This is a genomic window from Microbacterium sp. CFBP 8794 (assembly GCF_014841235.1).
In the GTDB taxonomy this organism is placed as follows: Bacteria; Actinomycetota; Actinomycetes; order Actinomycetales; family Microbacteriaceae; genus Microbacterium.
The window spans coordinates 748,565-768,895 of the sequence record NZ_JACYTT010000001.1 but is presented as its reverse complement, the minus strand read 5'-3'; the positions used below and the strand labels follow the sequence as shown (position 1 = coordinate 768,895).

19 protein-coding genes are annotated in these 20,331 nt (G+C 69.8%); 7 read left to right on the top strand and 12 right to left on the bottom strand.

Features of this window, described 5'->3' with window-relative positions; all coding sequences use genetic code 11:
• Window positions 1-97: 97 nt before the first annotated feature.
• The 6 genes from IFU19_RS03520 to IFU19_RS03495 form a co-directional block, all read right to left on the bottom strand.
• Window positions 98-1,102, bottom strand: a complete 1,005-nt coding sequence (locus IFU19_RS03520) for an ABC transporter substrate-binding protein (protein WP_191916469.1) — start codon at window positions 1,100-1,102, stop codon at window positions 98-100.
• 201 nt (window positions 1,103-1,303) lie between these two features.
• Window positions 1,304-2,326, bottom strand: a complete 1,023-nt coding sequence (locus IFU19_RS03515) for a LacI family DNA-binding transcriptional regulator (RefSeq protein ID WP_191916470.1) — start codon at window positions 2,324-2,326, stop codon at window positions 1,304-1,306.
• A gap of 217 nt (window positions 2,327-2,543) precedes the next feature.
• The gene (locus IFU19_RS03510; RefSeq protein ID WP_191916471.1) at window positions 2,544-2,813 is read right to left on the bottom strand and encodes an LPXTG cell wall anchor domain-containing protein; all 270 of its coding nucleotides are present in this window, start codon (window positions 2,811-2,813) and stop codon (window positions 2,544-2,546) included.
• Window positions 2,810-3,973, bottom strand: coding sequence for a hypothetical protein (locus tag IFU19_RS03505; RefSeq protein WP_191916472.1), 1,164 nt, complete (start codon window positions 3,971-3,973; stop codon window positions 2,810-2,812). Before IFU19_RS03505 ends, IFU19_RS03510 begins: the two co-directional genes overlap by 4 nt.
• Before the next feature lie 108 nt (window positions 3,974-4,081).
• Window positions 4,082-4,735 (bottom strand): hypothetical protein, encoded by a 654-nt coding sequence (locus tag IFU19_RS03500; protein WP_197978722.1) that lies wholly within the window; start codon window positions 4,733-4,735, stop codon window positions 4,082-4,084.
• A gap of 318 nt (window positions 4,736-5,053) precedes the next feature.
• Entirely contained in the window at window positions 5,054-8,035 is a 2,982-nt protein-coding gene (locus IFU19_RS03495; RefSeq protein WP_192012932.1) for an immunoglobulin-like domain-containing protein, read from the bottom strand.
• A 202-nt stretch (window positions 8,036-8,237) separates the two neighbouring features.
• Between IFU19_RS03495 and IFU19_RS17115 the strand changes: the two genes are divergently transcribed.
• From IFU19_RS17115 to IFU19_RS03480, 3 genes are all read left to right on the top strand, one after another.
• The gene (locus IFU19_RS17115) at window positions 8,238-8,708 is read left to right on the top strand and encodes a LamG domain-containing protein (RefSeq protein ID WP_441004765.1); all 471 of its coding nucleotides are present in this window, start codon (window positions 8,238-8,240) and stop codon (window positions 8,706-8,708) included.
• Between the two features lie 241 nt (window positions 8,709-8,949).
• A complete protein-coding gene (locus IFU19_RS03485; RefSeq protein WP_191916474.1) occupies window positions 8,950-9,129 on the top strand; it encodes a hypothetical protein in 180 nt (59 codons plus the stop codon).
• Window positions 9,130-9,172: 43 nt separating this feature from the next.
• Window positions 9,173-10,189 (top strand): LacI family DNA-binding transcriptional regulator, encoded by a 1,017-nt coding sequence (locus IFU19_RS03480; RefSeq protein ID WP_342343371.1) that lies wholly within the window; start codon window positions 9,173-9,175, stop codon window positions 10,187-10,189.
• Window positions 10,190-10,259: 70 nt separating this feature from the next.
• Here IFU19_RS03480 and hisD (IFU19_RS03475) read toward each other — a convergent pair whose 3' ends face one another.
• The gene (gene hisD, locus IFU19_RS03475) at window positions 10,260-11,579 is read right to left on the bottom strand and encodes a histidinol dehydrogenase (protein WP_192012931.1); all 1,320 of its coding nucleotides are present in this window, start codon (window positions 11,577-11,579) and stop codon (window positions 10,260-10,262) included.
• A gap of 79 nt (window positions 11,580-11,658) precedes the next feature.
• On the opposite strand from hisD (IFU19_RS03475), the gene IFU19_RS03470 reads away from it, so the two are divergent.
• Complete coding sequence (locus IFU19_RS03470) at window positions 11,659-12,585, top strand: LysR substrate-binding domain-containing protein (RefSeq protein WP_199858536.1); 927 nt, start codon at window positions 11,659-11,661, stop codon at window positions 12,583-12,585.
• A gap of 4 nt (window positions 12,586-12,589) precedes the next feature.
• Here IFU19_RS03470 and IFU19_RS03465 read toward each other — a convergent pair whose 3' ends face one another.
• The 4 genes from IFU19_RS03465 to IFU19_RS03450 all read right to left on the bottom strand — a co-directional run bounded on the left by IFU19_RS03465 (window position 12,590) and on the right by IFU19_RS03450 (window position 16,711).
• On the bottom strand, window positions 12,590-13,510 hold the full coding sequence (locus IFU19_RS03465; protein ID WP_342343370.1) for a nitrilase-related carbon-nitrogen hydrolase: 921 nt from the start codon (window positions 13,508-13,510) through the stop codon (window positions 12,590-12,592).
• The gene (locus tag IFU19_RS03460; protein ID WP_192012930.1) at window positions 13,402-14,568 is read right to left on the bottom strand and encodes a cupin domain-containing protein; all 1,167 of its coding nucleotides are present in this window, start codon (window positions 14,566-14,568) and stop codon (window positions 13,402-13,404) included. Before IFU19_RS03460 ends, IFU19_RS03465 begins: the two co-directional genes overlap by 109 nt.
• A gap of 20 nt (window positions 14,569-14,588) precedes the next feature.
• Entirely contained in the window at window positions 14,589-15,569 is a 981-nt protein-coding gene (locus tag IFU19_RS16980) for an ester cyclase (protein WP_192012929.1), read from the bottom strand.
• A 143-nt stretch (window positions 15,570-15,712) separates the two neighbouring features.
• Window positions 15,713-16,711, bottom strand: coding sequence for a LacI family DNA-binding transcriptional regulator (locus tag IFU19_RS03450; RefSeq protein ID WP_191916479.1), 999 nt, complete (start codon window positions 16,709-16,711; stop codon window positions 15,713-15,715).
• Window positions 16,712-16,821: 110 nt separating this feature from the next.
• On the opposite strand from IFU19_RS03450, the gene hisD (IFU19_RS03445) reads away from it, so the two are divergent.
• From hisD (IFU19_RS03445) to IFU19_RS03435, 3 genes are read left to right on the top strand one after another with little or no spacing between them, the layout of a single operon-like run.
• Window positions 16,822-18,141 carry a histidinol dehydrogenase gene (gene hisD / locus IFU19_RS03445; RefSeq protein ID WP_192012928.1) on the top strand — a complete coding sequence of 440 codons (1,320 nt, stop codon included), beginning with the start codon at window positions 16,822-16,824 and terminating at the stop codon, window positions 18,139-18,141.
• Window positions 18,138-18,896 carry an SDR family NAD(P)-dependent oxidoreductase gene (locus IFU19_RS03440; RefSeq protein ID WP_192012927.1) on the top strand — a complete coding sequence of 253 codons (759 nt, stop codon included), beginning with the start codon at window positions 18,138-18,140 and terminating at the stop codon, window positions 18,894-18,896. Before hisD (IFU19_RS03445) ends, IFU19_RS03440 begins: the two co-directional genes overlap by 4 nt.
• A complete protein-coding gene (locus IFU19_RS03435) occupies window positions 18,896-19,654 on the top strand; it encodes an HpcH/HpaI aldolase family protein (protein WP_192012926.1) in 759 nt (252 codons plus the stop codon). The genes IFU19_RS03440 and IFU19_RS03435 overlap by 1 nt, the downstream gene beginning before the upstream one ends.
• Here the strand turns inward: IFU19_RS03435 and IFU19_RS03430 are convergent.
• A complete protein-coding gene (locus tag IFU19_RS03430) occupies window positions 19,614-20,330 on the bottom strand; it encodes an alpha/beta fold hydrolase (RefSeq protein WP_192012925.1) in 717 nt (238 codons plus the stop codon). The two genes, IFU19_RS03435 and IFU19_RS03430, sit on opposite strands and share 41 nt — an antisense overlap.
• Between the last annotated feature and the right edge of the window lies 1 nt (window position 20,331).

Here is a 20,331-nt window from a genome sequence, read left to right as displayed (position 1 = left end):
CTCGCTGGTACGGAGCGGGTGGGGAATGCGGAGCGGGGGCAGCCCGGCGGGCCGCCCCCACTCCTGAAGTGGTGCTGTCGAGCGGGTGGGACGGGGCTTAGAAGCCCAGGCCCTCGGACAGCGCGGTGTCGGCCGCGGCGGGCGAGTCGAAGGTCGCGCTCTTGACGATGATGGTCTTTTCGACCGTCTCGCCGGCGAGGGCCTTCTTGGCAGCGTCGACGGCGGTGTCACCGAAGAACGGGTTGTACTGGGCGACGAAGCTCAGCTGACCGGCGGACAGGGCCTCGAGCGCACCCTTGGTGCCGTCGATGGTGGCAATCTTCACGTCGGTGCCGGGGGTCAGACCCGCGGCGGAGACGGCCTGAGCTGCACCGATACCCATTTCGTCGTTCTGAGCGAAAATGAACTGGATGTCGTTGTTGTTGGCCTTCAGAACGGTCTCGACGACCGACTTGCCTTCGTCGGTCTTCCAGTTGGCGGTCTGAGCGCCGACCTTGGTGAAGCCGGTGGCGCTGGAGACCTCGGAGTCGAAGCCCTCGTTGCGCTCGTTGACGACCGAGAGGCCGGGGACGCCCTCGAGGACGAAGTAGTTCGCGCCGGTCGGGAAGGCGGAGACCGCCCACGAGCCCACCGATGCCGCGACCTGCTTGTTGTCGGGGGCGATACGCGTGACGTACAGGTCGTCGGACGCGTCGACACCACGGTCGAGGAGCACGACGGGGATCTCGGCCTCTTTCGCGAGCTCGAGGGCGGAATCCCAACCCGAGGCCTCGGTGGCCGTCAGCAGGATGACGTCGACCTCGTCGTTGACGAAGGTCGTGAAGGCGTCGAGCTGCGACTTCTGGTCGCTCGGGCTGGCGGCCGGGGCGTACTTGAGGTCGAAGCCGGCGTCCGCCGAGAAGGCGTCCTTCACGGCCTGCTCGTTGGCGTTGCGCCATCCACCCTCGGGACCGACGGCGACGAAACCGACGGTCGTGACGTCGCCTTCGCTGCTCGCGTCGCTGCCTGCATCCGCACCGCCGGCACAGCCCGCCAGGCTGAGCACAACCGCACCCGCACCGAACAGACCGACGACGCCTCGCATGCGCTTCGAAATGGACATAGGTTCTCCTCCTTGAGATCTCTCCAGCATTCGGGTTGGAGAGGAATGTCGTGCAGCTGTGTGGCAGCACTCTCTTGCAAGGTCCAGTGTGTGCGCTAACAATCGCGAATGCAAGTGAGATTTCGGCGAAATCAGCCCCCGAACATCACGAATCGATCACGACGTGACGGGTGCGCGTATCCCCCGCCGCGGTTCGCCGATTCAGCGCGGCGTGACCGCCTGCGTCGATTCGCGGACGATGAGGTTCGGCTGGATCATGTCATGGCTGGGCTCGATGTCGCCTTCGATTGCAGCGATGATCTGCTGCAGCGCAAGCTTGCCGAGCGCCGCGAAGTCCTGCCGCACCGTGGTGAGCGGCGGGAGGAAATGGCGCGCATCCGACAGATCGTCGAAGCCGACGACGCTGACGTCATCCGGCACCCGAAGCCCGCGACTATGCAGCCCGTGCACGACGCCGAGGGCGATCTGGTCGTTGGCGGCGAAGACGGCGGTCGTCTCTCCCAGATCGAATGACCGCCCGAACTCGAACCCGAAATCCGAGGTCCAGTCACCGATGACGTAAGGCCCCTCCGGCAGGCCCGCCTCCGCCAACGACTTCCTCCACCCCTGCACACGCTCACGGGCGTCGAGCCAGTCCAACGGGCCGGCCAGGTGCGCGATGGTGCGATGCCCGAGCCCCACCAGGTGATCGACGGCGAGACGGGCACCCGCGCGCTGGTCGACGCCGACCGTGTGCCACGATTCGTCCGCCTCGGCCTTGATGACGATCGTGGGCAGTCCCGTGGCTTGCTGGCGGAGCAGGTCGAGAGACGACTCGCGCGGAGCGATGACGCAGAGGGCATCGACCCCCTGAGTGACGAGTTCCACGACACCGGAGTCCATCTGCGACGCGTCGTCGTCGCCGATCGAGAAGGCACTCACGGCGTAGCCCACCTCGCGGGCGGCGATCTCGAGCGCGCGCAAGGTGCTGTTCGGACCGTTTTGAACGGGGCCGTCGATGAGCACGCCGATGCGACGTGCACGCCGAGTGGCAAGGGCACGAGCGATCGAACTCGGCGTGTAGTTCATCTCGTCGATCGCCTGCAGCACACGCGTGCGGGTGGTTTCCCGGATGTTCGGGTGGGCGTTCAGGACGCGGGACACCGTCATATGCGACACACCGGCGCGGCGGGCGACGTCATAGATGCTGGGCCGCTGCCACCCGCGACTCGAGGATTGGGGCATGGTGTTCTTCCGATCCCGACGTCGTGATCATGGCGCCCGCCGACCACTCTGAAGAAGGCGGCGCACCGCGGAGCCCATCGAGAGAGATAGCGATCACAAAGATATTACGCGCCGAGTGCGCCGGGATTGTTGTGCGACCCTCAGAATTGCGCCGGCTTTTTCGGGTGCGGCTCGACGCGACGGTGACGAGACGGAACGAGAGAGCGAGGCGAGGGGATCACGGTCGTGCGCGCCGACGGGCCACGAGCAGAACGACTCCGGCGATCAGGAGGAGCGCGGCACCGCCGATGAGCCACCAGACCGGCTCGACGCCCGTGAGGGCCAGCCACCCGACGTCGGGCACCTCCGAGGGGGACGGAGACGGCACGCCGTCGACGGGCGTGGGTGAAACCGGAGGACTCGGCATCGGCGTGGGAAGGGGGGTGATGTCGACATCGATGTTCACACCGCCGTCGCCCGTGGACGCCGCGGCGGGAGCGAGGATCATGACGAACTCCCTGTGGAGGACCCGCCCGAGCCCAGGCGGCGCGCGCGACGGGACACCTCCTCGGGCGTCGGGGACGACGGCACCGGAGAGCCGAACCCGTCGTCCGCGCCGCCTACGGGAGGATCTGACGACGCTGCGCCGTGGCTCGCCGCCGCGCGTCCCTCTTCGCGCGCGCGGTCGAGAGCGGTCGCGAAACGGCGACGTCTCCAGAAGAGCGCCGCGACGATGAACCCGATTCCGAGAAGAACGAGCGCCTGCGGAACGGGGATGGCCCAGAGCGGAGCAGATGCCGACCCGGGCGAGACGGCGACGGGGTTGTGCCCGAGATCGCGTGCCGTGGGAGCGAGATCGACGGATCCCGGGACGAAGACCGTGGGCCAGACGTCGCTGACTGCCACCGCGAACGTGCGCGACTCCCCCGGCAACAGTTCCTGGCGCGGTGCTCCTTCGACGGGGAAGACCGCCGATCCCGTGCCCGCCCCCACGGTCCCGCCCAGCTGCAGACTGGCGTTCCCGGTGTTCGAAACCGTGAACGTGGTGCGGGCCGAGCCTGGACGGAACGGATTCCACGTCATGTCGTACGCCGAGTCAACGCCCGTCACGGAGAAGGACGGCACGATGTCTCCGGTGACACGCGTCATCAGCCGGAAGCCCACGCGACTCTCCACGCCCACCTCGGAGCCACTCGCGTCCGTCCCCGCCGAGGTGACGGACGCGGCGATACCCGCAGCGTGATCGCCCGGGATGGCCCCCTCGGGCACGGTAGTCGTGAAGGGGACGACGACGGTGGCGTTCGGCCCGACCGTGACCGTGTCGGGCAGATCGATCCACAGTCCCGCGCCGACGGACTCACGGTCGGAGGGCAACATCGTGAACCGTCCGTTCGCCGTGTAGTAGCCGTCGGCCGCCGAGAGCGCGAAAACCACTTCGGTTCGGCTCAGGTTTCGCACCGCCAGGTAATCCTCGCGCGAAGCGCCGGGATCCAACTGCTGCTCGATGACACCCCGGTCGTCCGGGCCCGACTGATCGGCAGGGGTGACCGACCATGTGATGTCGGCACCAGCATCCGCCTGCGCGGCGAGGGGGAGAAGCAGAACAGGAGCGACGAGCGCGGCCAGGGCAGCCGTCACACGCACGAGAAGAGGGATTTTCCAGAACATGACGCCGAGTCACCACCCCGGAGTTTCTTTGAAGACGGTCGACATGTGTCGCTGTGCACGAAGTTCGGGGCCGAGTCCAGCGAGGACCCGGCCCCTCTGTTCGTCAAGTTACTGCTGTTCCGGGGGGACCGCGTCCTCGAACAGCGACAGGGTCAGCGTCGACGAGTACGCGCCCGGCGTGACACCGGCATCGGTCTTCAACACCAGGGCGGCGTCGGCGGTCCACGAAGACTCTCCGCCCCCCTTGACGGCGGCCGACTCGAGTGCGGTGTACAGCAGCTCCTTGTCGACGAGGCCGACCGCATCGGCGCCGGTGTCCTCGGAGGTCTTGACTTCTTCACCCTCGGCCACGAGACCGGTGTCACCGCCATCGACGATGTTGGGGATCCAGCCGAGGTGGGAGGGGGAGATGGTGGCGCCGCCCGGGCCGGTGAAGGCCGAGGCCTGACCGACCACGTACCAGAATCGGTCCGCCGGGATGTCGGCGACGTCGCGGGTGTCGGTGACGGTGACGGTTGGCAGGGCGCCGTCGAACTGGCGCACCTGGGCGTCGCCGGACGGGGACTCCGTCAGCGTGGACGACGTGCCGGCGACGGTCAGGCTCAGGCTGCCCGGACCCACGACAGGCGCGATCTGCACGTTGACGTCGACGTCCTGGTCTCCGACCTCGGCGGCGAACGCGGCACCAGCCGTGCCCACGAGCATCAGGCCACCGGCAGCAGCCACGGCGATACGAGCCGCGGCACCCTTGGAAAACTTCATTGTGTACTCCGATTCTTCGTTCGACACCGACGTCGAACGACTAGCAAGCTCACCGGACGCTCCGGTCGTCACGGGAAGGATCCGGGACATCCTCCGCCCCGCGACATCCTGAATGTTAGCGAGAACACTGTCCGAAGACAAGTGTTTTGATGGCGGTCGAGAAATCGAGATCAAGGGTCCCGCGACGGAGGGCGCGCGTTCGAACCGTGACCCCTCTTCTGGCCACAGCGGTGGTCTCCCGACTCGCGGACTGCTCGGGAAGCCTCGGGCGCCCGCGGGCGACCCGATCGAATCGGGCCACCCGCCAGCGGCGCAGAATCAGCCGCAGCTGCCCCGGGGGGTCGGCACAGCGAGCGTCGTCACGCGGGCCTTCGTGCCGCTGGCGACCGCGTCGATCGACATCGTGCCGGCGTCGACCGATGTCGCGCGCGTCGAGAACGTCGCCGACGCGGTCTTGCCCGCCGCGACGGTCATCTTCTTGCTGCCGAAGGCACCGGCGACCGTGACATCGGCGGCGACGGAGTCGGCGTTGATCACCGTGACGACCTGCGTCACCTTGCCGGCGACACAGCGGTTCGCCACGGCGGCGGACAGGTCGAGACCCAGTGACAGCGCCTCGGACGACGAAGCGGTGACACGGCCGTCGGCGTACCCGTCGTAGCGAACCGTCACCGAGCGCACCGTGGCCGGCACCTCGACGGAGGCGGATCGCTGGTTCAGCTTCACCGTCTGCGTCCACCCTTCGCCCGAGAAGGTCACGGTGCCCGCGACGTCGCCCCGGTCGGCGGCGGCGACGACGGCGGTGGCCGTTCGCCCCTCGCTCGTGAGCGTCGTGGTCGAGGCGACCGCCTTGACCGATGTCCAGTCGCGCATGGCGGCGAGGACCGACTGGTTCACGCTCACGAACGAACCGTGGCGTGGGCTGGCGGGCAGGCCGCCGACCGGGCGGACGTTCCAGTCGGCACGACGTGACAAGCGGTCGTTCTGCGAGCTGCTCGCGATCGCGGCGCCGGTGGTGACGAAGGCGCGGTACCCGCCCGCACCGAAGTTGTCGACGAGGAAGGCGTATCCGTCGCCTCCGGCATTGTTCGGGTCACCCTCGTTGAGCTTGACGATCTGCGGCCCCTCACCCACCTCGTTCGTCTCGAGGCGCGTCATGTTGGTGTCCGTCAGTTGCCACGTCGTCTCGGGATCAGCGTTCCAGTCGGACCTCGTCGTCGGCGCGGTCAGCACCTTCGACCGCTCGAGGAAGATGTCCTTGCCCGCCTCGAGGCCGTCGGCCGCACCGCCCTCCTCGTTCTTGGTGAAGCGGTAGTAGTAGTCGCCGATCTTCTGCACGGTCGAGTCGATGCGTGCGAAGCCGGTGTTCTGCCACTCGGCGGGTGGGTAGGTGAAGGTTTTGAAGTCGCGCGTGAGCACCGAGAACACGCGGGCGTGCAGGTTGTCGGTGTTCGTCTTGGCCGCGCTGTTGTACAGACGCGACGAGAAGTGCACGACGTACGACTGCAGCGCGTCGTCCCAGTACGCCTCCGGCGCCCAGGTCATGCCCGCCTCGGGCTGGTTGATGGTAATGCCCTCGTTGGCGCCGTTCGTGCGGGCCCAGGTGACCAGGTCAGTCGATTCCCAGACCTCGATCTTGAGCGACCCGTTCGACTGCGCCGGGCCCCAGCCCGTGCCGCAGCTGATGCACAGGTCGGTGGCGACCATGTAGTACTTGTCGCCGTCCTTGGACCGCAGGATGTACGGGTCGCGAAGACCCTTCGTGTCGGTCGTCGAGGTGATGACGGGCCGGCCCGAGTTCACCGGCGAGAACGAGAAGAAGTCGTTGCCCGACGTCGCCGCCTGGTAAATCTTCTCGTCACCGTCGGATTTGAAGTACGCCGCTGCGTATCCGGCATCCGGAGCCCAGCGTCCCTTCTCGGCGACCGTGATGTCGAAGGTCTTCTGCGCGGACTGCCCGTTCAGGGTGGCCGTCGCCGTCAGCGTGACCTTCGCGTCTCCCGCGCCGTACGCGGGGCGTGCGACGACACCGCCGCGACGGTACGGGTCGGAGGCGCCGACGGCCGGAGTGACGTACGCGGCCGAGGTCGAGGTGACCAGGGCGGGGTTCGACGAGGTCCAGCTGATCGCGGCGCCGTTGACGGAGCCCTTCGTCGCCAGCGGCAGGTTCTCGGTCGTGCGGGATGCCAGGGAGATGGCATCCAGATCGGTGGCGACGTCGGGGGCGATGACGGTGACGTCGAAGGTCAGGGTGCCGAGCGAGCTCGTCGCCATGAGGGTCACTGGGGTGTTGGCGCTGATCGATCGCGAGACGACACCGGTGGTCGACACGACGGCGGGGTCGGACGACGCCCAGGTCAAGGCGACGCCGTTCACGGACGCGGCGAGGTTGAGGTTGCTCGAGACGCTGTCGAGCGAGGTGTTCGAGCGCAGCATGTTCGTCGCGACGTCGCCGCGCAGGAGCGCCGAGGTGGTCGACGACTTCTGCGATGCCGTGGGCATGCTCGACCCGACCTGCTCGGAGGTGAGCGCCGCGTCCCAGAACTTGACGTCGGTGACGTCGGCGCGCAGCAGCGAATCGCCCTGGTAGAGCGACCGGCCGAGGTAGCCGAGCACGGTGCCCGTGGGGATGATCGAGCTGAGCGAATTGGCGTGCGTGAGGGTCGAGATGACGCTGCCGTCGCGGTACAGCGTCAACGTGTTGCCACTGCCGACCATCGTCAGGGTCGTGAACCCCGGGTTGAGCCCGCCGCCGGCGGGCATGCGCGTCTCGCCGTTGCTGCTGCCGCTCTTGACGCGGATGGCGGCGAGCGCCTTGTCGGTGTAACCGCCCTGCGCCGAGCGCGGGCTGAGGAAGATGTGGTTGCCGAGCTGCGTGGTGTTCCACGGTCCGATGCCGTCGCCGATGACCCAGCCGAAGTGGTTCGCCGCCGACTGCGCGGCGACCGTGTACTCGACGGTGAAGTCGTTGTCGCTGCCGGTGACCAGGCCCTTCGGAAGCGCCGCGTAGCCGTCGGCCTTGAAGCGCAGCACGGCATCGCCCTCGGCGTCGGCGAACGACGCGTCGGTGAACCCGGTGAGCGAGGCGTTGCGGTTGTTGCCCGACACGTCGAGAAGCGACGTGCCCGAGTGCGACATGTCGTAGTGCGCGGTGGGCGCCGGCACATCGGCGGCGTGAGCGGCGGGCGCGACCATGCTCATCGTCGAGACGACGAGCACGCCGGTCAGAGACGCAACCAGCGCCTTCGACACGCGACGCGAACGAGCGGCTCGGGGAGGGCGAGTGACCTGTGATCTCATCTTCGAGACCTTTCTCTTGGCGCTGTACGCGCAGCTTCGACGGTGGGGACCGAAGCGAAGCGGTGGGGTGCTGCGTCACCGCGGCGACGCGTGGGTCGCCCCCGGGAAGGACGACCTCGAAAAACGTTCGTGCGCTCCCGTCGGACGAGACGACGGATGCCGATTGTGGTGCTCACGTTAGCGGTACCACTCGCGCGGGGCAATCCTTCATCGGCGTCGCGATCCGCACGCTCCACCTCGGTGGAGATCGGCTCCGCCCGAGGCCCGCACCGCCATCACGAAGGCGACGTGGCAGGCGGAGTCCGACGTCACCGCCAGCATCTCCAGTGGTCAGTGGCACAAGTACGACCTCGTCTACGACGGCAAGACGCTGCGCATATACATCGACGGGGTGAAGGTCGGTGAGAATCTCGCCCCGAACGCGTCGGTGAGCGAGCTCGGCACCAACCTCGCGGGATACCTCGGCAGGTCGCTCTACGGCACGGATGAGTACTTCCGGGGCTGCTACGACAACGTCCGGGTGTACAACCGACCCGAACATCGCGGTGTTCGGCGACACGTACTCCATCTACGCAACGTCCGACGGCTTCCCCGGCTGGGTGGCAAGGAGTTCTGCGTCTGGAAGTCGAAGAACTCGACGGACTGGACGCGGGCAACGGCTCCCCCGTCATGACGGAGCTGTCCGACACCATGCACGCGCAGCTGCGGCTGAGGTCTGATGCGCCTCACCGGTGGGTGAGGAGGGTGGGCCCCGGCTTCGGCCGGGGCCCACTTGTCGTCTCTCAGGAAAACCACTTGTTACCGAGAACAAAGCGGGGCTAGCGTAGATGAGATCTCACCCAGACCCACCGACCAGGGTTCCTCCGAACCCGCGAAGGAGCCGTCGGCGTCGACGGCTTAGAGAAGGATTCCCGATGACTCGTCGTCAGATGCTCTCCGTCCTCGCCAGAGGGCTGCTCGTCACCTCCGCCGTCGCGCCGATGGGACTGGTCGCCTGGGAGCAGGCCGATTTCGAGAGCAGTGCCGTCTTCCAGATGGATGCCTCCGAGCCCGACACCCTGTTCATCAACGGGCGCGCGTTCATTCTGGAGTGACACCGCCGCGGGCGATCCGGCCCGTCGCGCGATCGCCGGCCCCGTGGTGGAGTGGATCGGCATCCCGGGTCCCACCCGCGCACGATCAGCTCCCACGGTCTCGCGGGTGCTCACGGGCGCGGCGAAGGTGAGCACGTCGAAGCGCGAGGCCGTCGAGGCGGCCATCGCGGCCCTCGACTTCCGCCCCAGTGCCGCCGCCCGGGTGCTGGCGTCGCGCAAGGCCCAGGTCATCGCGGTCATCGCCGGAGACACGTCGCAGTACGGCTACGCCGAGACGATCCGCGGTATCGAAGAGGCCGCCCGCGCCGAGGACTACACGGTCATGATCACCGTCGTCGAGAGCACCGACGAGGGCGAGATCGACCGGGCGATCGCCGCCACTCTGGCCCAGCCGCTCGCGGGCGTCTGCGTGCTTAAGTTCGACCCGCCCGGTGTCGCCGCCCTGCACCGCATCCCGGTGTCGTTGCCGCTGGTCGCGCTGTCGGGGGTGCGCGAGTCGGGTCTGCGGCAGGCGGTGCTCGACGAGTCGCGCGCGGCCGAAGAGCTCACCGACCACCTGCTCGATCTGGGGCACGCCACCGTGCACCACGTGCGCGTGCCGCCGTCGCGCCGCGAAGACGGGCGCACGACCGGGTGGCGACGAGCCCTCAAACGTCGCGGTGCGGTCATCCCCGCGCTCAGCGACGCGACCTGGGACCCGCGGTCCGGGATCGAGATCGGTCGGCGGCTCGCCGAGGATCCCTCGGTCACCGCCGTGTTCTGCGGCAACGACGAGATCGCCATGGGCGTGATCCGCGGGATCGTCGCCGCCGGTCGGCGTGTGCCCGACGACATCTCGGTCGCCGGTTTCGACGACCACCCTCTCGCGGCGCTCTGGACGCCGCCGCTGACCACGGTCGATCAGGACTTCGCCGGCCTCGGCCGCCGCGGCCTGCAACTGCTGCTCAACGAGATCGCCGGCGAGACCGGGCGTCGCTTCTCGTCGGAGCGCCCGCAGCTCGTCGTGCGCGAGAGCACCGCACCGCCGCCGGCCGACGCGGCGGTGCGACGCATCGTCTGACGTCTCCCCCCACCGCGGGATCCGGGAGGTTCGCCGATGCGTCCCCGACAACGACGGCGTCCCGGGCGCGTCAATCGGCGTAGGTCGCCAGGCGCATCGTCGCGGTGGCGCTGTGCGCGGCCATGCCCTCGGAGTCGGAGATCACCTGTACCGCCTCGGCCAGCTGCGGGGTCGCCTCGCGGGTGATGCGCTGGTAGGTGAGCGGCTTCACGAAGCGCGAGACCGAGAGCCCCGCGCTGTGCTTGGCGCCACCGGCCGTCGGCAGCACGTGATTGGTGCCGGCCATGCCCTTGTCGGAGTACGCGACCGTGCTCCAGGGCCCGAGGAAGATCGACCCGTAGTTGCGGAGGCGGTCGTGGTACCAGGCGTCGTCGGTCGAGATGACCTCCAGGTGCTCCGGGGCGAGGTCGTCCATCAGCGCGACCGCGGTCTCGCGGTCGGCGGCGACCGTGACCGTGCCGGAGTCGCGCCAGGCGGGACCGGCGATGGGCTCGGTCGCCAGGGTGCTGAGCTGGCGTTCGACGGCGGCGATGACCGCGCGTCCGTGCGCGTCGGAGGTGGTGACGAGCGCGGCCGGGGAGTTCGGGCCGTGCTCGGCCTGCCCGAGCAGGTCGGCGGCGACGATCTCGGGGTCGGCGCTGTCGTCGGAGAGCACCGCCACCTCGGAGGGGCCGGCGAGCAGGTCGATGGCCACGGTGCCGAAGAGCTGCCGCTTGGCCTCGGCAACGTACGCGTTGCCGGCGCCGACGAGCATGTCGACGGGCAGGTCGCCGAGCAGCCCGAAGGCCATCGCGGCGAGCGCCTGCACGCCCCCGAGCACGAAGACGCGGTCGACGCCGGACAGGTGGGCGGCGTAGACGACCGCGTCGTTCGCCCCGCCGTCGGGCTGCGGCGGGGTGCAGGCGATCACGGTGGGAACGCCCGCCGCCTTGGCGACGCCGACGGTCATGAAGGCGCTGGCGGTGAGGGGGAAGCGTCCGGCGGGCAGGTAGGCGCCGACGCGCGAGACGGGAACGTATCGCGCCCCCGTGACGAGACCGGGGAGCAGTTCGGTCTCGAAGTCCTTGAGGTGGCTCCGCTGCTCGGCGGCGAAGGCGCGCGTGCGCTCCGAGCCCAGCTCGATGGCCGCGCGCAGATCGGGCGCGAGGCGGTCGCCGCTGGTCGCGATCTGCTCCCTCGACAGTTCGATGTCGCCGCCGGCGTAGCGGTCGAGCGAGCGCGCGTAGTCGAGCACGGCGTCGAGGCCGCGGCTCTGGATGTCGGACAGCATCGCCGACACCGTCTCGATCACGGCGGGATCCCGCTGGGCCGCGGGGGCATCGATCAGCGGGGTCTTGAGGTGGTGGAAGGAACCGTTGAGGCGCTCCAGAAGCGCGGGCGTGAACTGCATACGGGAACGCTAGGGTCTCGGCATCCTCCCCCACAAGAACGATAGGAACGATGGATGCCATAGGCTTTACCATTGGATTGTGACGATCACCCAGCTGACGGCGTTCCTCGCGGCCCTCGAGACCGGGTCGTTCACCGCCGCCGCCATCGAGCTCGACACCACGCAGGCCTCGGTCTCGGAGCTCGTGGCCCGGCTGGAACGCGAATTGGGCGTGCGGCTGTTCACCCGCGGCGGTCGCCGGCTCGCTCCCACGGAGTCGGCCCTCGCCCTGCGCGAGCACGCCGAGCAGGCCGTGGCGGCGATCCGGAGCGGCATCGACACCATGCGCGCCCGCAACGCGCTCGAGGGCGGCACGTGCACGTTCGGGGTGCTCCGAAACGCCGCGTACTACGACCTCTCCGACCTCGTGCAGCGCTTCCACCAGCGGCATCCGGGGGTCACGGTGCGGCTGGTGGGGATCAACTCGGCGCTGGTGGCGCGCTCGATCGCCGCCGGCGAGATCGAGGCGGGACTCCTGGTGCTGCCGGTCGATGAGACGGGGCTGACGATCACCCCGCTCTTCCGCGACGAGGTGCTCTACGCCTCGGGGCGCACCGATGCGCCGACGAAGCCGGTCACGACGACGCAGCTCGCCGACGCGAAGCTCGTGCTCTACGACGCCTACGCCGGATGGAGCGACCCGACGCGGCGGCAACTGCGCGAACGCGCGCGCCTCGAGGGACGCACGATCGACCCGGCGATCGAGGTCGAGAACGTCGAGACCGCGCTCGGGTTGGTCGCAGCCGGTGCCGCCGACACGATCGTGTCGCGCACCATCGCCGAGTCCGCGGGCTTCCCCACCGGCATCACGCTCACGCCGTTCGCCGAACCGCTGTACGACACGATCGCCCTCGCGCAGCGCGAGGGGGCGTACCTCTCACCCGGGGCGCGGCGCATGGCCGACCTCGCCCAGCAGATGCTGCGGGCGAAGCTGGATGCCCACCCGGGACGCGCGGCCGTGGAGTAGGGCGTCAGAAGTAGAGCTCCGGCCGCCGGTCGCCGAAGAGATCGTTGTGCGGCGGCAGGGATTTGTCGGACGCATGCCGTACCCGCAGCGTCTCGACCACGATGCCCGCGCCGCCCGTCGGGCTGTTCGCAATCCATCCGTCGTCGTCGATGATCGCGGTCCCACCCGTCCACGCGACGCCGCGCTCGGCCCCGTGGCGGTCGGCGACGATCGTCGCGAGGCGTGAAGACCGGGCGGCGGCCATCGCCTGGATGGTCTCGGGGGCGTGTTCGCCCGCGGGCCGCGGCACGAGGGGCCAGCACACCGGCAGCGCCAGGACCTCGGCACCGGCGAGCGCGAGCCGACGCGGCACCTCGGGGAACTCGTTGTCGTAGCAGAGGGCGACGCCGAGACGCCCGACCGGTGTGTCGAAGACGGCGCCCGCCGTGTCACCGCGCGTGAAGAACAGCGACTCCTCGCCCCACAGGTGCGCCTTGCGGTAATCGCCGAGACGGGCGTCGCGGGTCAGCACCGCGGCCGTGTTGTACAGCTCGCCCGCCGCCACCTCTGCGTAGCCGACGACGGCCACGACGCCCTCGGGGAGGACGGCTGCGAGCTCGGCCCACCGCGGATCGTCGCGGTGCAGCGACGACGCCCGTGCCTCGGCGGCGTCGGCGAAGACGTACCCGCTGATCGCGAGCTCGGGCACGACGATGAGCGCCGCCCCGGCCGCCGCGGCGTCGGCCAGCGCCTCGCGCACGGCGACGAGGTTCGCCGCGACCTCCCCGACCCGCACGGGGGGAGAGGTCGCGGCGACCCTGAGTTCGCGCTGCGTGATCAGTCGTCTTCCGTCGCGGTGACCATGACGCCCACGGGGGCGAGGTAGCCGTTGGGGTCGATCATCCAGTCGGCGTCGCGGGCGGCGTCGACGACCTCGGGGGCCCACTCGAGGTACACGCGGTCGTCGCCGGAGTTCACGACGAGCAACTCACCGGCATCCGACTCCCCCGTCTCGATGCACCGGAACGCGCGCCAGGCGCCGGCCGGCACCGAGAACGAGTCGGAGGGCGAGAGTTCGACGGTGGTGGCCGGGTCGCCGTTCAGGGTGACCGCCCAGCGGCCGCTCTTCACCAGCAGCGCCTGGTTCTTGTCGTGGCGGTGACGGAGGAGGCCCTCGTCGGCGGCCGCGCGCACCCACGCCATGTTGAAGGAGTGCGGCTCGTGGATACGGGGAACCTGGCGGCGGTCCTCGGTCATGCCGTAGCCGATCGCGAGACTGAGCTCGGCGGCTCCGCCCGGCAGGCTCGCGCACAGGAGCGCGTTCGAGCTGTAGACCCGGTCACCGGGCTGGATGACCCGCCCGCGCATCTGCTCGACGCTGTAGGTGGTCAGCTCGTCGACGTACTTCTGCTGGATGGGCGTGATGAGGGCGACGTCGTCGGGCAGTTCATCGCCGGCGACGGTGTCGATGAGCTGGTTGTCGGCGGTCAGGTGCAGACCGTACGACTCCGCCTCCTTGAGCACCGAGGGGCCCCAGATGATGCCGCCGGTGACGTCGCGACCGAGGACGGTCCAGAGGATGCCGTCGTCGGGGCCCTCGTTGGTGAAGCCGCGGAAGATCCACGTCGGGATCGAGATGATGTCGCCGTCGGTGCTGACGTACTCGCCCTGGGTGCCGTCGATGCCCCAGCGCAGGCGGAACTCGCCGCCGAGGTTCACGAAGACCTCGGCCGTGAAGTGCAGGTGCAGGTTGTTCGAGATGCCGTTCGGCATGCCGGCGGCGCCGGTGTTGAAGCCGTGCTCCTCGGTGAGGTTGATGACCTGGCCGGCGTTCTGCGAGACCCCGCCACCGATGAACGCGTAGTTCTCCTTGCGGTCGGAGCCGGGCGTCCGGCAGTCGATGAAGGCGGCGCGGTGCGGCGCCCAGTCGCTCTTGCGAATGGTGCGGCGTTCGATCTCGGCCCCGTCGACGACGGTGTCGTGGCTCAGACGATCGGTACTCATGATGTTCTTCCTCCGTTGTTTCAGTAGATGTTTCCGAGGGCGACGGGCTCGTCGCCCCGCATTCCGGCGATCTGCGCCCGCAGGGCGATGTCATCCCACAGCCGCACTTCTTTGACGAGCGCACCCTGGTGGAAGGTGAACTGCGAGATACCGAGCACGTCGACCGGGCGCCCCGTGAGCGGGCCGTAGTTGGCGACGCCGTTGTAGTCGCCGACGAACTTCCACGTGACCGCGACGCGAAGGCCGGCGTACCGCACGTCGTAGTTGGTCTGGATGTCGCGGATCTCGAAGCGTCCCGCGGGGAACGACTCGAGGAAGCGCAGCAGCGCCCGTCGGTAGCCTTCGGGCCGGATGACGAGACGATTGCCCACCGTGAGCAGCACGAGGTCGCGGTGGAAGAACGTGTCGACCTTCTGCAGGTCGCGGTCGTTCCACACGGTCTGGATCATCTCGATGACGCGCTCCACCTCCGAACGGTGGTCGTCGGGGCGAGGGCCCGAGTCGCCGACCGCGATCGGGTCGGCGGGCGCGGGCTCGGTCCAGGTGCCGGTGTAGCCGCGGAACGCCTGCGCACGGGCGAGCTCGTCGAGGTCGCTCTGCAGGATCAGCGCCCCGGCGAGGGTGTCGCGGACGACCCACTCCTCGACCATGCGCCCCCGGCGGTAGAGGCAGTTCGCGATGGTGCGGCTGTAGTTCGAGGACTGCAGGTGACCCGAGAGAACGAGGTGCGAGCTGAGGAACGCGTCGTCGCCGCGCGCCTCCCAGATGACGTCCTCGGCCTGCCCCGTGCGATCGGGCGTGGCCGAGATACGCATGAGCGTTCCCTCGATGACCTCGTCGCGGGTGTTCGAGGTGCCGTACGCCCCGTGCACGATCGAGTCGGGCTCGTAGTTCTCGCGGATGAAGCTGATCGACCGGTCCACCCAGATGAGGTCGGTCACCTCGCGGATGAAGTCATCGGGGTCCGCGTACGGCTGGTAGGCGACGGGGTCGAGGGGCACTCGGTTCTCCTTGGGCTGGGGCGCCGATACGGGCGCGACGGGGACGATGTTGGCAGTGTATGCGTATGCACAACTGGGACGCAAGGGATCGGGACGGTCCGCGAACAGACCGATCGCACGACCGGAGCCGGCGGTGACGGCCGTCAGCGCGAGAGCGCCGCCGCCAGCGTGCGCCGCTCGATGAACGTCGTCTCGAACTCCACGTGCGCGAAGGCGTCGGGGCGATCCTCGATGCGCTCGACCATCAGGCGACCGGCCTCCCGCGCCATCCGCACGAAGTCGTACGCGATCGTGGAGAGCTGGATGATCGGCCACGATGCCGCGGGCAGATCGTCGAAGCCGATGATCGAGACGTCGTCGGGCACGCGGACCCCCGCGCGCCGAGCCGCGTTGAGCGCGCCGTAGGCCACGACGTCGTTGCCGCAGAAGATCAACGTCGGAGGCTCGTCTAGGGCGAGGAGTTCGGCCGTCGCCGCGTCGCCGGATGCCGTGTCGAACGGCCCGAACCGCACCCGCGCGGCGTCGAGCGAGATCCCCCGCGCCCCGAGGGCCGAACGCAGGGCCCGTTCGCGCGACTGGCCGGTGCTGGTGTTCTGCGGGCCCAGAACGGCTCCCATGCGCTCATGGCCGAGCGCGAGCGCGCGGTCGACGGCGACCTGGAATCCCGCTTCGGGCGCCACGACGGTGGCATCCGCATCGACGTAGGCGGCCGTGCGGTTGAAGTAGACGAAGGGGAGCCCGCGGTCGCGCAGGCGTAGCGGAACGACCGACTCCACGGTCGTCGTCGCCAGGATCACCCCGTCGAGACCGTTCGCGATCAGCCGCTCGGCCACCGACTCGTCGGTCGTCTCGGTGTGCAGCACGAGCTGGTACCCGCGGGCGTCGAGCTCACGGTGCAGGGGGGCGATGATGTGCGCGTAGAACTGGTTGTCGAGGTCGGTGACCAGGAGTCCGATGCGACGGGTGCGCCCCGACGACAGCGCCCGTCCCGCCTCGCTGGGGACGTACCCGAGCAGGTCGGCCGCGTCGCGCACGCGCTTCTTCGTCTCGTCGGACACCCGCGGGTCGTCGCGGAGGGCGCGCGAGACGGTGGGCTGCGACACTCCGGCGAGTCGGGCCACATCTCTGCTGGTGACGGCCATGTCTCCCCCTGCCGACGCGATGCTGCGGGTCGCAGTCTATCGAAAGCTTGACCTCCTGTGCATACGCAGTCATGATGGCAACATACGTATGCGGAGCAAAGGATGCGACGATGCCCCTCCACCTCAAGAACGCACCGACGAAGTCGTTCACCGACACCGCGCAGAGTGACGTCGCGGCCCGCGTGAGCGGCATCATCGCCGACATCCGCGGAAACGGCGACGAGGCCGTGCGCCGGTACGCCGCCGAGTTCGACCGGTGGGACGGCCCGTTCCGCCTCGACGACGATCAGGTCGCCGAGATCATGGCAACCCTCGATCCGCAGGTTATCGACGACATCCGCTTCGTCCAGGACCAGGTGCGCCGCTTCGCCCAGGCCCAGCGCGACTCCCTCGTCGACATCGAGGTCGAGACGCTGCCGGGCGTCCACCTCGGGCAGAAGCACGTGCCCGTCCAGGCCGCCGGCGCCTACATCCCCGGCGGGAAGTACCCCCTCACGGCCTCCGCCCACATGACGATCATCACGGCCAAGGTGGCGGGCGTGGAGCGCGTCGTCGCGTGCACCCCGCCCATCCGCGGTGAAATACCCGCCGCGACCGTCGCCGCCATGAAACTGGCCGGTGCCGATGAGATCTACATCCTCGGCGGCGTGCAGGCGGTCACCGCGATGGCCGTGGGCACCGAGACCATCGCCCCCGTCAACCTCATCGCCGGCCCCGGCAACGCCTACGTCGCCGAGGCGAAGCGCCAGCTCTTCGGCGAGGTGGGAATCGACCTCTTCGCCGGCCCCACCGAGATCCTCATCGTCGCCGACGACGACGCCGACCCCTTCCTCACCGCGGTCGACCTGCTCTCGCAGGCCGAGCACGGCCCCGAGTCGCCCGCCGTGCTCATCACGACCTCGGCCGCCCTGGGAGAGCGCGTGATGGAGATCGTCGAACAGCTTCTTCCCGGCATGTCGACCCGCGACTACGCGGAGCCCGCATGGCGCGACTGGGGCCAGGTCATCGTCGTCGACGACCTCGACGAGGCGTACGCCCTGGCCGACTCCTTCGCGTTCGAGCACGTGCAGATCTTCACGAAGGAACCGCGCGCGGCCCTCGAGAAGATGCACGACTACGGCGCGCTCTTCCTCGGCGAGAACACGTGCGTCTCGTACGGCGACAAGGTCATCGGCACCAACCACGTGCTCCCCACCCTCGGGGCGGCGCGCTACACCGGCGGCCTCTGGGTGGGGAAGTACCTGCGCACCATCACGTACCAGGAGGTCACCGACACCGCCTCCTCCGCCCTGCTGGGCGAGGTGTGCGGCCGCGCCGCGCGCGTCGAACTGTTCGAGGGGCATGCCCGCTCGGGCGACGCGCGCGCCGCGCGCCACGCGGGCACCTCGTTCGCGTGGATCGAGGAGAGCCGCGCGGCGGGCACCCGATGAGCGACCTCCGGGGCCGCATCGCCCTCGTCACGGGCGGCGGGAGCGGACTGGGCGCCGCCATCGCCACCGCCCTGCACACGGCCGGCGCCGAGGTCGTGATCGTGGGCCGCGATGCCACCCGGCTCGACGCCGTCGTCGCGCGCCTCGGCGAGAGGGCCCGTGCGCTCACCTGCGACGTCTCCGACGAGGTCTCGGTGCGGCGCCTGGCCGATCACCTCGAGGGCGCAGAGGTGTCGATCCTGGTCAACAACGCCGGGATCGCGGGCCCCGTGGCCGCGCTGACCGACGTCACCCCCGGCGAGTGGGACGAGGTCTTCGCCGTCAACGTCCGCGGGACCTTCCTCATGGCGCGAGCATTCCTGCCGGGCATGGTCGCTCGCGGAGCGGGCGACGTCATCAACGTCGCATCGGTGTCGGGCAAGCGCCCCCTGGCCCACCGCACGCCGTACACCGCCTCGAAGATGGCGATTCTCGGCCTCACCGCCTCGCTCGCGTTCGAGGTGGGCCCCGCGGGCGTGACGGTCAACAGCCTGTCGCCGGGTCCGGTCGCCGGCGACCGGATGTCTCGCAACTTCCGCCTCGAAGCCGAGCGTTCCGGCCGCACCGTCGCGCAGGCCGAGGAGGCCTTCGTCTCGCGCGCGGCCCTCGGCCGCATGGTCACGGAGGACGAGGTCGGTTCGGCCGTCGTCGCCATGCTCGCGATGCCGGGAATGTGCGGCGCCGACGTCGACCTCTCCGCCGGGATGATCGCGTGATGCCCGACGACGAGCGTCCCGTCTCGCTCCGTGCGCGCGCCCTGGCGGGCGAACGCCTCATCGGTGCTCTCCTGCGGATGCCGGCCGAGGAGCTGGTCGAGATGATCGCCGTCTCGGCCTTCGACTTCGTCCTCCTCGACGCCGAACACGGCCCGGCCGACGTCGTCGCTCTCCGCCAGCACATCGCGGTGGCCGCCGTGCACGGCATCCCCGTGCTCGTCCGCGTCGGAGAGGGCGATGCCGGCATGATCCTGCGCGTCCTCGATCAGGGGGCCGAGGGCGTTCTCGTGCCGCATCTCGACGACGCCGCGGCTGCAGCCGCCGTCGTCGCGGCCAGCCACTACCCGCCGGTCGGCACCCGCGGCTTCGCCACGTACAGCAGGGCCGGTCGCTTCGGCCTCACCGATCCCGCCGCGCACCGCGACTGGCACCTGTCCAACACCCTCGTGCTCGGCATGATCGAGTCGCCCGCCGGCGTCGCGGCGGCCGACGAGATCGTTCGCACCCCCGGCCTCGATGGCATCATGATCGGCCCGGCCGACCTCGCCGCCTCGTCGGGGCCCCACGACCTCCCCGTCGCCGAGGCGACGGTGCGGGTGAACGCGACCGTCGCCGCCGCCGGATCGCTGCGGATGGACATCGTGGGCTCCCCCGCCGCCGCGGCCGCCGCCTTCGCCGACGGCGCGGACCTCGTGGTCTACAACCTCGCGGCGTCGCTCATGGGGCACCTGCGCGACCTGCGCTCCGCGCGCGACTGACCTCGGTGCGGAAGCGGCGCACGATCGCACCGAACGCGTCGGGGCGCTCGAGCGGGATCAGGTGTCCGGCGTCGACGGTCTCGAGCCGCGCGCCGGGCACGGCCTCGGCGATCTCCTCGTGAAACGCCGGCGGACAGAGCGCGTCCTCAGCCCCCGACACCACCAGCGTGGGCACGTTCACCGATCGGAGCGCGGGACGCAGGTCGACGCGCGTGGCCTGCAGGCGCAGTTGCGCCCCGAGGGCGTCGGCCGGCGTGTCCGCGCCCATGCGCAGCGTGCGCTCGACGAGGTCGGGCCGTTCGGCGCGCGACCGCGGCGAGAGCAGCGCGGGGAGGATGCCGCGCTGCAGCGCGCGGGGCGACTCGCCGGCGGCGAGCCGCTCCTCCCACCCCCGCCACGCGGAGCGTTGCGCGTCGGTGGGGGCCTTCGCGTTGGCGGCGGCCACGAGCAGGCCGGCCACCCGGTGCGGGGCGCGCACGACGAGCGACATCGCCACGATCGCCCCCAGCGACAGACCCCCGATCACGAAGACCGGGGGCAATTCGTCGAGCAGCCGGTCGATCTGGCGATCGAGGTGGTCGATGGTGAGGTCGGGGGTCAGCGCGTCGTCGAGACCGCCCCGCGTCCAGAGGTCCCGCGTGCAGTTCATCCCCGCCAGCAGGACCAACGGTTGCACG

Coding starts and splice junctions, on each gene's coding strand:
- IFU19_RS03485 (WP_191916474.1), top strand. CDS start 8,950: ATGACTCGTCGTCAGATGCTCTCCGTCCTCGCCAGAGGGCTGCTCGTC.
- IFU19_RS03450 (WP_191916479.1), bottom strand. CDS start 16,711: ATGGCCGTCACCAGCAGAGATGTGGCCCGACTCGCCGGAGTGTCGCAG.
- IFU19_RS03460 (WP_192012930.1), bottom strand. CDS start 14,568: ATGAGTACCGATCGTCTGAGCCACGACACCGTCGTCGACGGGGCCGAG.
- hisD (WP_192012931.1), bottom strand. CDS start 11,579: ATGCAGTTCACGCCCGCGCTTCTGGAGCGCCTCAACGGTTCCTTCCAC.
- IFU19_RS03510 (WP_191916471.1), bottom strand. CDS start 2,813: ATGATCCTCGCTCCCGCCGCGGCGTCCACGGGCGACGGCGGTGTGAAC.
- hisD (WP_192012928.1), top strand. CDS start 16,822: ATGCCCCTCCACCTCAAGAACGCACCGACGAAGTCGTTCACCGACACC.
- IFU19_RS03520 (WP_191916469.1), bottom strand. CDS start 1,102: ATGTCCATTTCGAAGCGCATGCGAGGCGTCGTCGGTCTGTTCGGTGCG.
- IFU19_RS03505 (WP_191916472.1), bottom strand. CDS start 3,973: ATGTTCTGGAAAATCCCTCTTCTCGTGCGTGTGACGGCTGCCCTGGCC.
- IFU19_RS03515 (WP_191916470.1), bottom strand. CDS start 2,326: ATGCCCCAATCCTCGAGTCGCGGGTGGCAGCGGCCCAGCATCTATGAC.
- IFU19_RS03500 (WP_197978722.1), bottom strand. CDS start 4,735: ATGAAGTTTTCCAAGGGTGCCGCGGCTCGTATCGCCGTGGCTGCTGCC.
- IFU19_RS03435 (WP_192012926.1), top strand. CDS start 18,896: ATGCCCGACGACGAGCGTCCCGTCTCGCTCCGTGCGCGCGCCCTGGCG.
- IFU19_RS03495 (WP_192012932.1), bottom strand. CDS start 8,035: ATGAGATCACAGGTCACTCGCCCTCCCCGAGCCGCTCGTTCGCGTCGC.
- IFU19_RS03440 (WP_192012927.1), top strand. CDS start 18,138: ATGAGCGACCTCCGGGGCCGCATCGCCCTCGTCACGGGCGGCGGGAGC.